The 12,014-nt window shown below is 65.1% G+C and carries 13 protein-coding genes; 5 read left to right on the forward strand and 8 right to left on the reverse strand.

Annotated features, from left to right (window positions below; translation table 11 throughout):
- Positions 1–133: 133 nt before the first annotated feature.
- The 4 genes from L2Y96_RS13340 to L2Y96_RS13355 form a co-directional block, all read right to left on the reverse strand.
- The gene (locus L2Y96_RS13340; RefSeq protein WP_247326696.1) at positions 134–2,359 is read right to left on the reverse strand and encodes a DNA internalization-related competence protein ComEC/Rec2; all 2,226 of its coding nucleotides are present in this window, start codon (positions 2,357–2,359) and stop codon (positions 134–136) included.
- Between the two features lie 195 nt (positions 2,360–2,554).
- Positions 2,555–3,130 carry a hypothetical protein gene (locus L2Y96_RS13345; RefSeq protein WP_247326710.1) on the reverse strand — a complete coding sequence of 192 codons (576 nt, stop codon included), beginning with the start codon at positions 3,128–3,130 and terminating at the stop codon, positions 2,555–2,557.
- 107 nt (positions 3,131–3,237) lie between these two features.
- Positions 3,238–4,158 carry a hypothetical protein gene (locus L2Y96_RS22970; protein ID WP_283248840.1) on the reverse strand — a complete coding sequence of 307 codons (921 nt, stop codon included), beginning with the start codon at positions 4,156–4,158 and terminating at the stop codon, positions 3,238–3,240.
- Between the two features lie 163 nt (positions 4,159–4,321).
- Positions 4,322–4,930 (reverse strand): rhomboid family intramembrane serine protease, encoded by a 609-nt coding sequence (locus tag L2Y96_RS13355; protein WP_247326711.1) that lies wholly within the window; start codon positions 4,928–4,930, stop codon positions 4,322–4,324.
- A 127-nt stretch (positions 4,931–5,057) separates the two neighbouring features.
- On the opposite strand from L2Y96_RS13355, the gene L2Y96_RS13360 reads away from it, so the two are divergent.
- A complete protein-coding gene (locus L2Y96_RS13360; protein ID WP_247326713.1) occupies positions 5,058–5,933 on the forward strand; it encodes a PhzF family phenazine biosynthesis protein in 876 nt (291 codons plus the stop codon).
- A 4-nt stretch (positions 5,934–5,937) separates the two neighbouring features.
- Here the strand turns inward: L2Y96_RS13360 and L2Y96_RS13365 are convergent, their stop codons facing one another.
- The 4 genes from L2Y96_RS13365 to L2Y96_RS13380 all read right to left on the reverse strand — a co-directional run bounded on the left by L2Y96_RS13365 (position 5,938) and on the right by L2Y96_RS13380 (position 9,321).
- Entirely contained in the window at positions 5,938–6,792 is an 855-nt protein-coding gene (locus tag L2Y96_RS13365) for a dimethylarginine dimethylaminohydrolase family protein (RefSeq protein WP_247326716.1), read from the reverse strand.
- Between the two features lie 79 nt (positions 6,793–6,871).
- A complete protein-coding gene (locus tag L2Y96_RS13370; RefSeq protein ID WP_247326718.1) occupies positions 6,872–7,153 on the reverse strand; it encodes a hypothetical protein in 282 nt (93 codons plus the stop codon).
- Positions 7,154–7,252: 99 nt separating this feature from the next.
- Positions 7,253–8,131 carry an NAD(P)-dependent oxidoreductase gene (locus L2Y96_RS13375; RefSeq protein ID WP_247326720.1) on the reverse strand — a complete coding sequence of 293 codons (879 nt, stop codon included), beginning with the start codon at positions 8,129–8,131 and terminating at the stop codon, positions 7,253–7,255.
- 14 nt (positions 8,132–8,145) lie between these two features.
- Complete coding sequence (locus tag L2Y96_RS13380; protein ID WP_247326722.1) at positions 8,146–9,321, reverse strand: BaiN/RdsA family NAD(P)/FAD-dependent oxidoreductase; 1,176 nt, start codon at positions 9,319–9,321, stop codon at positions 8,146–8,148.
- 83 nt (positions 9,322–9,404) lie between these two features.
- Between L2Y96_RS13380 and L2Y96_RS13385 the strand changes: the two genes are divergently transcribed.
- The 4 genes from L2Y96_RS13385 to L2Y96_RS13400 all read left to right on the forward strand — a co-directional run bounded on the left by L2Y96_RS13385 (position 9,405) and on the right by L2Y96_RS13400 (position 11,652).
- Positions 9,405–9,887: a YajQ family cyclic di-GMP-binding protein gene (locus L2Y96_RS13385; protein ID WP_247326724.1), complete on the forward strand. Its 483-nt coding sequence runs from the start codon at positions 9,405–9,407 to the stop codon at positions 9,885–9,887.
- Positions 9,888–10,563: 676 nt separating this feature from the next.
- Complete coding sequence (locus tag L2Y96_RS13390) at positions 10,564–10,767, forward strand: cold-shock protein (RefSeq protein ID WP_247326726.1); 204 nt, start codon at positions 10,564–10,566, stop codon at positions 10,765–10,767.
- Between the two features lie 86 nt (positions 10,768–10,853).
- Positions 10,854–11,090 carry a cold-shock protein gene (locus L2Y96_RS13395; RefSeq protein WP_247326727.1) on the forward strand — a complete coding sequence of 79 codons (237 nt, stop codon included), beginning with the start codon at positions 10,854–10,856 and terminating at the stop codon, positions 11,088–11,090.
- 64 nt (positions 11,091–11,154) lie between these two features.
- Positions 11,155–11,652 carry a hypothetical protein gene (locus L2Y96_RS13400; RefSeq protein WP_247326730.1) on the forward strand — a complete coding sequence of 166 codons (498 nt, stop codon included), beginning with the start codon at positions 11,155–11,157 and terminating at the stop codon, positions 11,650–11,652.
- Positions 11,653–12,014: the final 362 nt, after the last annotated feature.

Below are 12,014 nucleotides of genomic sequence, written 5' to 3' on the forward strand. Positions count from 1 at the left end.
CCGCCCTGCTCCATCCCAGCTTCGGTTCGGTCACGCGCTGTTCCCCTATTTGGTATGAATCGTGGATTTAAATCGTTCTAAATCGATCTTGTCAAACCGCAGTGCAACACATGGCCGGAGGCGGAGGGCCTTGCTACTCCCGCCAGTAGCGCCCGTGCGGACGCCGCCACTCGCGGCTTACCTGAGGCGGCCCATGCGACGGCACATCGATGCGGACCGCACCACTGCGCGCCGTGTCGTACACCTGGGCGCCGATGGCAGCATGCCGATCGATGACCAGCGGATGCGGGTGGCCAAACCGGTTGCGCCAGCCGGCGCCCGCGACAGTGAACGCTGGCCGCACCTTGCGCAGCCACGCGGCCGACGACGAATGCCGGCTGCCGTGATGCGCCAGGGTCGTCACCGTAGGCAACGGCGACACGAGATCACCCGCGGCCATCCTCGCTTCCGCCGCCGCACCGATATCACCGGTAAGCAGCAGGCGGCCGCCCTGCCCCTCCACGGCGAGCACGCAAGAGCGATCGTTCGCCTTGATCTTGCCCGACACAGGAGGTGGCACCGGAATGAACCGAAAGCGGACACCGTCCCAGGACCACGGTGGTGCACCGGCACAAGCCGCGGATGGCAGCGGCAGGCGGCCAGGCTCGCCCGCCCACACGCGCGCCGAGGGATAGCGACGCTGCACGGCCCGTGCACCGCCTGCGTGGTCGTTATCGCCATGGCTGACCACCAGCACATCCACCGGCGCGATGCCCAACGCCGTCACCGACGGCAGGACGATGCCGGCCCCGGCATCGTGGCCTGCGCCAAACCCGGGCCCTGTGTCATAGACCAGTGTGTGTGTCCGCGTACGCAGGACAACGGCAAGCCCCTGCCCTACGTCGAGCACCCACGCGCGGAACGCCCCGTGCGCCGGCGCCACACGTGGCGGACATAGCAGCGGCAGGAAGCAGAGCAAGGCGAAGCCACGCAACGGCACGCCGCGCGGCGCGAAAACCCATGCGGCGCCCGCTGTGGCGAACAACGTGGGCAACGGCCCTGCGTCGGGCAGGGCCAGTTGCGCGGCGGGCCACGCCGCCATCGGTGCGAGCATGTCCCACAGGCGCTCAACGATCCATAACGCCGCCCGCAACGGCAGCGAGGCCAGCTCGGCCACCGGCAGGCAGACACAACCCACGAGGGTCAGCGGAATGACCATGAAACTCACCAGCGGCGCGGCGACGAGATTGGCTGCAAACGAAACGAGCGACGCGCTACCAAACAGCCACAGCGACATCGGCAGCAGCGCCAGGCTCATCACCGCCTGCGTGCGCAGCAATGCCGCTAGCCATCCGCGCCACCCGCCAGCGGCAGGCGCCGTACAGGCCATCAGGAACGCGACGCCCGCGAAGGACAACCAGAATCCCGCCGACAGCACAGCCAGCGGATCGACCACCAACACGGCCATAAGCGCCAGGGCCAGGAGCGAGAGACCACCCGCGCGCCGCCGCGTGGCGGCCGCGATGACCAGGACGGCGACCATGAGCAGTGTGCGCACCGTGGGCAAGCCCATGCCGGCGAGCATGCCGTAAGCACACGCAACGCCCCATGCGAGCACCGCCTGCGCGATGCGCCGGGGCAAGCGCGTCGCCAGCCAGGGCAGCAGCAGGTACAGGCCCCGCGCTACCAGCACGCCACCACCCGCCGCCACGCCCACGTGAAAACCGGAGATAGCGATCAGATGCGATGTGCCCGTCGCGCGGGCGACATCCCAATCCGCCGCATCGAGCCCGCGCGTATCACCGATGGCCAGCGCCTTGAGTACCCGCGCCCCTCGCTCGCCGAGCATGCCGTCCATGCGCTGGCCGATCGCATCGCGCCAGCCATCCACGCAATGCCCGCTTGCGACGCGCGTGCTCTCGGCGGATGCGCGGACGTAGCCGGTGGCCACGATGTTCTTCATGAGCGCGACGCGCTCGGCATCGTTGCCACCCGGATTCACGACACCGCGCGGGCGGCGTAGACGCGCGCTGAATCGCCACGTCTCGCAAGGGGCTGGGGTCTCATGGGCGCGGTACCACGTGAGCCGCACCGGCCCACGCAGGCGTGGCTCACCCGCCCGCGGCAACGGCTGGAACAGGAAGGAAACATCCGCGCCCCGACGCCTGGGAAGGTCAGCCACGCGGCCGGTGAGCACCATATCGGTGCCCTCCCATACCGACGGCAAACGGGCCGCCATGCGATGTAGCGCATGCAACGATGCCCAGCATGCGAACAGCACGGCAATGGCTGGCAACCTCAGCCACGGCCACCGACGCATGGCGAACACGACGAGCGCCCCGCATGCCGAGGCACCGAGCACCGGTAACGAGGGCAGCACGGGGAATGCCTGCACAACCGCGCAGCCCACCAGGGCGGCCACGGCGAACGTGCATAACGTGATGGGGGGCGCGCGAAACGACACGGCGACCTGCAGCGACGAAAGAGGTCCGTCAGCGTAGGTCGGCTATGCCAGGGAATGGCCCGACGCAACGTGTCAGGCAAAGCCAAGACGTTGTGTAGGGCTTACCAACCACTAGTCGTTACGGTTGTGGTATCCGCCGCGTCCGTTGCCACGGTTGTCGGACGGCGAGCGCGAACCGCCTGATGACGGAATCGGCCGATCCGGTGGCGGGCGATGATCGCCACCACGCGAACCCCAGCCGCCCGGCGGTGGTGGCCTGCCGTGTCCGTCACCACCACCCGGCGGTGGCGGTCGTCCATGCCATTCACCCCCGCCACCCGGCGGCGGACGGCCACCGTGCCAATCGCCCCCGCGCGGCGGCGGCCGGTTATTCCAGCCTCCCGGCGGCGGCCGCCCGTGGCCATAACGATCACCGTAATAGCGATGCCCATACGCATCGCGATAGATCACCGTGGTGCCGCCATAACAGCAACCTGGTCCGTAGTAACCCGGACCGTAGTCGTAGTAACCGTAGGCAGGGCCGCCGTAATAACCGCCACCGGAAACGACCGTTGTCGACGTTTCCGTACCGATATAGGCATCGCCGCCCGTGCCATTACGCACGTAGCCGTAGCCCGGGTCGTAGTAGCACCCGCCAAGCGCAAGGCAGGCAGGTAAAGCCAGCAATGACAGCGAAAGTCGGCGCATGGTGGGCCTCGTGTAGGTGAGCACCACACTGCTCCGCCATCTTTGAACGCGCGCTAAAAAAGAAAGGGCCGCGAAAGCGACCCTTTCCCTCCATTCAGGCGATGGGATCAGCCTTTGTTCTTCTGCTGATCACCACGCTCATGCGCATTGTTGGCGTAGCTGGCTTCCGGCGACGGCACCTTCGGAGCGGCCGTCTCGTTACCCGCCTGCGTCCCAGGATTACCGCTGCGATCACCGACGGGCCACGACGGCGGCTGGCGATCACGTTCTTTCTTGGCTTCAAGCAGCGCCTGGATATGCGCCACCGCTTCTTCCTGGCTGATGTGCTGCACCGGCTCATCGGCCGGCGCCGCCGGCTTCGGCGCGGGGCGCGGACGCGGGGCTGTACGTGCGACCGGCTTCGACGCGGGCTTTGCTGCCGGCTTCGCGGCTACCGGCTTCGGCACGGCCACCGGACGGGTGGCGACCTTCTTCGCCGGCGCCTTGCTTGCCGCAGTCTTCGCGGCGGCCGTCTTCGGCGAGGCCTTCACCGTGACCTTCTTTGCCGCCGTCTTCGCTGCAGCGGTCTTCGGCGACGGACGAACGGCTACCTTCTTCGCCGCGGTCTTGGCGGCCGCGGTTTTCGGCGAACCCTTCACGACAACCTTCTTGGCGGCGGCCTTGCGGCCGGCCGTCTTCGGCGCGGCCTTTTTGGCGGCGGCCTTCTTTGCTACCGGTCGTGCGACCTTGCGCGCGGCAGCCTTCTTCGCCGGCGACTTCTTCACGGCGGCCTTGCGGGCGACCGTCTTGCGAGCAGCCTTCTTCGGCGCCGCCTTCTTCGCCGCAGCCTTCTTCACGGCCTTCTTGGCCGCCGGAGCGGCCTTGCGCGCAGCCTTCTTCGGTGCAGCCTTCTTTGCCGCGGCCTTCTTCGGGGCCGCCTTCTTCGCGACGACCGCCTTCTTCACGGCAGCCTTTTTCACAGCCGACTTCTTCGACGCCGATTTCTTCGCCGTGGATTTCTTCGCGGCAGACTTACGGGTGGTTGCCATGCGCTAACTCCTCCTGCGGTAGTAGCCGACGCGAACCGCCCCCCAGCGGGGAAACCCGCGTGCATGCCGGATGATCGAATGATCGTCAGTGATCCGGTAGGTGGATGATGTAACAGGTATTGGCGGAAGTCACATCAATTTGTCGAAAAAGTTCAGTTCCGAATCAGGAAAGTCCGGGCTGCGTCACCGCACTGAGGAAGTACGGGAGAATTTCGGGGCGCAAGGCGATAGTGAAAATGACCCCGTAGGCCGCGCCCCACAGATGCGCGCCGTGGTTCACGTTATCGCCGCCACGACGATCCATGTAGATCGAATACACCACGAAAAGAATGGCGTAGAGGATCACCGGCATCGGGACAATGATGACCAGGATGCGCCGCCACGGGGCAAACAGGGCGAAGGCGAACAGCACGCCCGAGACCGCGCCCGATGCACCCAGGCTCGTGTAGCCCGCGTTTTTCCGGTTTTTGACATAAGTCGGCAAAATCGAAAAAAGCAGCCCGCCGATATAGAACGTGACGAAGCCGAGCGGCCCCATGATCGAGGTATAGAACTCCTCGATCGCACGGCCGAAGAAATACAGCGTGAGCATGTTGAAGAGCAGGTGGCCAAAATCGGCGTGGACCAGGCCATAGCTGATCAGCCGGTAATACTCACGGCTGCGGTTGATGGCTGGCGGCCAAAGCACCAGGTCATCCATGAGCTTTCGGTTCTGCAGGGCGAGGAACGAGACCACGCAGGTCACGAGGATAATGAGGATCGTGGTGGTCATGCGCGGGGATTACGTCCTGGAAACGGCGAGCCAGCGCGCATCTTGGCTGCAATGTGCGGCATTGTGAACCCCGCCGGGCATCGAAGGAGGGCTATGATTCACGACCTCCCCCTGCTCCTGACCGACGATGTCCCCCATCCGATATAAGCAGCTCGACGTTTTTGCCGCCCGTCACGGCGGCGGCAACCCCCTTGGCGTGGTGATCGACGCCGAGGGCTGGTCGGACGAACGCATGCAGCGCTTCGCCCACTGGACCAATCTGGTGGAAACCACCTTCCTGCTCCCGGCACGCGCTGAAGGCGCGAACTACCGCGCGCGAATCTTCACGCCGAGCAAGGAGATACCGTTTGCCGGCCACCCGACCATCGGCAGCGCCCACGCGGCGCTCGATGCCGGGCTCATCACCCCGGATGCCGCTGGCGTGGTCTGGCAGGAATGCGGCGCTGGCGTACTGCCGATCCTGGTGGAAGGCACCGGCCCCGATCGCGAACTTTTCGTGCAATCGCCGAAGGCTCGCGTCGTGGGTGATGGCTCCAAGGGCGGCGAATGCCTTTCGAGCGTGCTCTATGGCGTCACGCTCGGCGCCCTCAAGCCGGCCTGCGTCGAAGGCGGCCGGCGCTGGTGGGTCGCGGAGTTCGCGGATGAAGCCACCCTGCGCGGCTGGCGCCCGGATCACGCAGCGATCCGCGCCCTCGCCCTCGCCACCGACACACTGGGCCTGTGCGTGTTCGCCCGCACCGCCGAGGGCCTGGCCGTGCGTGCCTTCCCCGCTGGCGTCGGCATCGTCGAAGACCCCGCCTCGGGCGCCGCGAACGGCCTCATCGCCGCCTATGTGGCCACGCATGACACCACCGGCACACTCAGCAAGGGCTACATCGTGAGCCAGGGCCGCGAGGTCGGACACGACGCCCGGATCATCATCCGTATCGACGGCGAGCACGTCTGGGTCGGCGGCCGCACCAACACCATCATTGATGGCGTGGTGGACTGGCGCGACGCCTGAGGGCTCAGGCGCCCATCGCTTCGTCAAGGCGCAAGGTAAGGCACTTCGCCGCGCCGCCGGATTTCATGTACTCATCGAGGGCCACCTCGATGACCATGAAGCCGGCGGCCTCCAGCCGTGAGCGCAACCCGGGACTGGCGCGGTTGAGGATGACGACCCGGCCGAGATTCACCGCATTGCAGGCAAACGCCACGGCATCGTGCTCATCCACGGTAATGCGCTCCGCGGGCGGCACATGGCGCTCGATCAGCGCCAGCGAGGCGGCATCGAAGGCCGCCGGGAAATAGAGGGTGTAGCCATTCACCAGCGGGCAGAAGCAGGTATCCAGGTGATAGAACCGCGGATCCGCGAGCTTGAGCGGCAACACCTCGATATCGAGCAGCCGGGTCAGCGCCGGCGCAGCCTCCAGATCCGAGCGGTGCCCATGGCCCATCCAGAGGCGGCGGCTGGTGCCGCGGTCGAACAGCGCATCGCCTGCGCCTTCGAAGAACACCCCGTCGGGCAGCTCGACGATGTCGAAACCGTGGTGGGTGAAGAACGCGCGGTTGTGCGCCTCCTCGCCCTTGCGCTCGTCATAACGGAAGCGACTGGGTACGAAGCTGTTGCCGAAGACCAGGCCGGCATTGGCGGCAAAGACCATGTCCGGCTGACCCTCCGCCGGCGGCTGGATCACCACGTCGGCGTGCCGCTGGACGGTCTCCCGCAACGCATCCCACTGGCGCTGGGAGCGCTCTGACGTGGTGTCGTGCACATGGCCCGTCATCCAGGGATTGATGACGTAGCTGACCTCGAAATACGTGGGAGCGCACATCAGGATGCGAGGCACCGTGCGCTCGAAGGTCGGGGTCGTTTCTGCCATGGACGGAGCACGCCTGAATGGGGGAACGAGCCCCCATCATGGCAGATAGACGGCGGGGGCCGTCAACGCATGGGCGGGCTCAGTGCATGCCCTCGACGATCGCCGAGACAGTCGCCGAGGAGAAATGCAGCTCCTTCAGCGCCTCTTCGAGCGAATCACGGGAATTCACCTCGCTCTCCACCTGCTCACCCACACTGGCGGGCGAGACATGGACGAAGCGGTGGCCGTCCTGGTAAGCGATGCCTTCATCGTGGACGGTCTGCTTCGTCAGCACCTTGAAGGTGCCATCCTGCGATTCGCGTACCGTCACCGCCCGGCCCTCGTGCTGGCCTTCGTACACCGTTTTCCAGCTTGCGGTCATTGTTCTCGCCTGGGAAGCCGCACAACAGCGTGCTTCCCGATTGTCGCCAACCCGGCGGCCAAGCGATTGTGAAGACGTGCGTAAAAACGGCCTAACGCTTCAATCCTTCAGGTTGGCCCGCGCCGCGGCCACGCGGGCCAGCCCCGCCCAGTCGATATCGCCATCGCCGCGATTGAGCGATTCCAGCAAGGCATCGTGGAGGACACTGGCCACCGGCATCGGCACCCGCTTCGTCTCGGCGGCGGCGCGGGCGAGCCCCACATCCTTGAAGCCCAGGCTGAGCTTGAAGCCGGCCGGCTCGTAGCGGTCCTCGGCAATCATGCCGCCGTAAATCTTGTAGATCGGGGCCGAAAACAAGGTGTTCTGCATCACCTCGAGGAAATCCTTCGCCGCCACGCCGTGGGCACGGGTCAGGGCGCTCGCCTCGGCCATGCTCTCGATGGCGGCGCCAATGAGGAAGTTGCCGCTGATCTTCACCACCGCCGCACGGATGGGGTCATCCCCCATGGGCCAGACCTTCGCTGCGAGCAACTCCAGCAACGGCTGCACTTTTGCCAGGTACGCGGGCTGGCCAGAGGCCACCATGTTGAGGTTGCCGGCAGCGGCCACCTCGGGGCGGCCGAACACCGGCGCGGAGACGAAGCCCACGCCGCGTGCGTCATGCGTATCCGACAGTTCCTGCGCCAGGGCCACGGAGATCGTCGCGTGGTTCACATGGACGGCACCCTGCGCCAGCGCGGGCAGCACCTCACCCAGGATCACCTCGCGCACGGCCGCGTCATTGGCCAGCATGTTGTGGACCACCTCCGCGCCTTGCGCGGCCTCGGCAGCCGTCGCGGCGACCTTCGCGCCCAGCGCCTTGAGCGGCTCCGCGACCGACGCCGTGCGGTTCCACACGGTGACCTCGTGGCCACCCTTGACCAGGTTCGCGGCCATGCCCGCGCCCATGCTGCCCAGCCCGATAAATCCGATACGCATAACACCTACTCCGGTCAGACGGCCTGGCCCGCGGCGTGTCCCGAGGCCCAGGCCCATTGGAAGTTGTAGCCACCCAGGTGGCCGGTCACGTCGAGCACTTCGCCGACGAAGAACAGTCCGGGCTGGCGCTTGGACATGAGGGTGGCCGACGACACTTCGTCGGTATCCACGCCGCCCAGGGTGACCTCGGCGGTGCGATAGCCCTCGGTGCCGCTGGCGACCAGCGGCCAGTCCTGCAACTGTGCCGCGATGTCCTTCAATTCGGCGTCACGGTACTGGCGCATGGGCTTGCTCGGCAGCCAGACCTCGCACAGGCGTTCGGCCAGGCGGCGCGGCAGCAAGCTGGAGAGCACGGTGCGGAATTCGGCTGCGGGGCGCTCTTCGCGACCGGCGCGCAGCGCCTCATAGGCATCCTGGCCCGGCAGCAGGTCGAGGCGAAGATCCACGCCCGGCTCCCAGTACGACGAGATCTGCAGGATGGAGGGCCCGCTGATGCCGCGGTGGGTGAACAGCATGGCGTCGCGGAAGCTGGTGCCGTTGGCGCGGGCTTCGATGGGCAGGGCCACACCGGCCAATCCGTCGTAACGCTCCTGGTGCTTGCCGCTGAGGGTGAGCGGCACCAGCCCGGCGCGCACGGGGAGCACGGTATGGCCAAACTGCTTCGCCACCTCATAGCCAAAGCCACTGGCGCCCAGGCTGGGAATCGACAGGCCGCCCGTGGCGATGACCAGGGACGGGGCGCTGAACCGGCCTAGCGGGGTGTCGCAGCCAAAGCCGCCCTCGCCTGCCCGGATCCGGGTGACCGGGGTGTTGAGCTCGATCCTCACACCCGCCGCCGCGCATTCATCGAGCAGCATCCGCACGATGAGCTTGGAGGATTCGTCGCAGAACAGCTGGCCGGGGCTTTTCTCGTGGTACTTGATCCGGTGCTTGTCGACGAGGTCGATGAAGTGCCACGGGGTGTACCGGGCGAGGGCCGACTTGCAGAAATGGGGGTTTCGGCTGAGGAAGTTGGCCGGGGTGGTGTGGGTGTGGGTGAAATTGCAGCGGCCGCCGCCGCTCATCAGGATCTTCTTGCCCGCCTTGTTGGCGTGGTCGAGCACCAGCACCCGGCGGCCCCGCTGGCCGGCGACGATGGCGGCCATGAGGCCGGCGGCGCCTGCGCCAATGACGATGGCGTCGTATTCCATGGGGGTCTGCCTGGCCGTGCAAACGCATATGGTACCGCCGTCGCGTAGACTTGTCGGCTGTAACCCTATGCGAGGACTACCCCATGCCTTCCTTCGATATCGTTTCGGAAGTCGATAAGCACGAACTGAGCAATGCCGTGGACCAGGCGAACCGTGAGGTTTCGACCCGGTTTGACCTGAAGGGCACGAAGGCGAAGTTCGAGCTGGAGGACAGTGTGATTACGCAGAAGGCTGATAACGAGTTCCAGATCGAGCAGATCCATCAGATCCTGCGTACGCGCCTGGCTGCGCGCCAGATTGATGTGCGTGCGCTGGATGTGGGCAAGGTGGAGACGAACCTGGCTGAGGCGCGCCAGAAGGTGACCGTGAAGCAGGGTATTGAGCAGCCTGTCGCGAAGAAGATTATCGCGAAGATCAAGGAGGCGAAGCTGAAGGTCGAGGCTCAGATCAACGGGGAGAAGATCCGTGTCACGGGTAAGAAGCGTGACGATCTTCAGGATGCTATCGCCCTGCTCCGTAAGGCGGATTTCGAACTTCCGCTGCAGTTCGAGAACTTCCGGGACTGAGGTTCGATACGGCTCGCCTTCGGCATCGCTCGGGGGCGCTCGGCTTCGCCATCGCCTTAGTGCTCTGACGTTTCCGGAAAGAGCCCTTGGCGCCCACCCTCGCTGCTCAGACAAGTCTCCAACGTTCGAAAAGGATGCCCCTCCGGGGCCATGTACTTATTGCCCTACGGGCGCGAACCGGCGTGCGGACGGGGGTTTGAAACTCGCCTTCCCTGGCTCGGTTTCAAACGAGCGGCCATCCATGGCCGCTCCCGCCTGCGGCGGCTGTTCCCGTCCGCCCGCCTCGTCTCCGACAACTCGCCTCGAGGGTGGGCGCCAAGGCCTCTCGGACACACTGAGGCAAATCGGTGGGAAAGCCTCCGCCAGCAACACGGCCGACCTCGCGGCGCCCCACACCTGCCAAACGCCCGTAGGAGCCCACCCTGTGGGCGACATCTTTCGCCTCAACGCTCAGGCCCTGTCGCACGGCACGATCGATCAAGGGCCAAACGCCGCAAGATCCGGACTCTGCCGCGAACGGCGTCGCCCACAGGGTGGGCTCCTACAGAAATGTCGGATATTCGGTGACTTAGCGCGGCGGCTACTGCAATTGCGTAGCGATTGCTATGTCGGGCATGTGCTGCGCGACGCGGGCCGGGCGTAACGTGGTGGCACAGGGCAAGCTCAGGAGCGTGTTATGGCAACGGGTACCGTTAAGTGGTTCAACGATGCGAAGGGCTTTGGTTTCATCACGCAGGATGCGGGTGGCCCAGATGTGTTCGTGCACTTTCGCTCAATACAGGGCAACGGCTTCAAATCGCTGCAAGAAGGCCAGAAAGTCGAATACGAGGTGACTCAGGGAAAGAAAGGTCCGCAAGCCGACAACGTAAAGCCCATGTGACGGCATCCCTTGCACACCAATCAACCCGGCACACACCCGAAACAGACGCTAACGACACATCGCGCTCCCTCACGGAGGAACCAGCCATGCGTCTTCGCAACCTGCTACGGATACCGTCCTGGCTCCGTGCGCTCTTCGATATCGAGGTACAGGCAGAGAGCCGCGAAACACGGCACATACCTGCCAGCGCACCACACCTCCAACCCGGCCAGCGCGTCGAATTCAACGTGCACCCTGGCGAAGACGGACCCTGGTACGCAACCGAAGTGCGCGTCATCCGCGACCTCGGTGGAGGCAGCGACGCAACCGAGAACCCACACTAACGCCCCAGCACGACGCTGGCATCACTCAGGGACACAGGGGTCCTCTTAAGCAAAGGAGAATGCAATGTCTAACGCGAAGCAAAAAGGCCTCAAGGATGATCGTGAACCAGATCAGGTCGAAGCCTTTGAGGAATGCAGGCTCGGAGCGAGCGGTCTCGCCGACGCAGACCACGTCACTGTGAGGGCCGGCGATCACTTCGGACCTTCCGTGATCGCAGAAGGCGGCAGACCACCGCTTGATGGCAAGTATTTCGAAGCCAAATCGAATCAAGCTAGCTTCCCCCTTCAAGTTAGTTTTTCGGTAAAGGATGACTTCAATAGTTTTTGGGAGAAACTCCGATTCAGGTGCGTGACGAACCTGCCCCCAGGCTCTTTACAAATCACGGGCTCGCCTGGCCCGACCAAAGTTGATATCGACCACGAGAATTCGCTCGTAACGATTGTCCCCGACAACACCTTTGGCTATTTCACTAGCATGCAAATCTTCACAAACGAAGGGAGCGATGGCATTTCCGTAGCGATCGACGACATCGAGATCTGGTACCACCGCAGGGGACCGTAACCTTCACGAGCTCCATAGGCTAGCGACACGGCTGCGGTTACGCCGGTTCGATACGGCTCGCCTTCGGCTTCGCGTCGCTCGGCTTACGCCATCGCTTTCGCGCTCGGACATACTGAGGTTGCGTGAGGGGAAAGCCACCGCGGCCGTCACGGCTGCTGTAGGAGCCCACCCTGTGGGCGACATCTTTCGCCTCAACGCTCAGACCCTCTCGCACGGCACGATGATCAAGGGTCAGACGCCGCAAGATCCGGGGCTTTCCGCGAACGGCGTCGCCCACAGGGTGGGCTCCTACAGAGACGCCGCTGGCCTGTCGGTGGTTTGCACCTCGAACGACAGGGCCTGCCGCCACAGCCATGTCGACG

Origin of the sequence: Luteibacter aegosomaticola (genome assembly GCF_023078475.1) — a bacterium.
Taxonomy (GTDB): domain Bacteria; phylum Pseudomonadota; class Gammaproteobacteria; order Xanthomonadales; family Rhodanobacteraceae; genus Luteibacter; species Luteibacter aegosomaticola.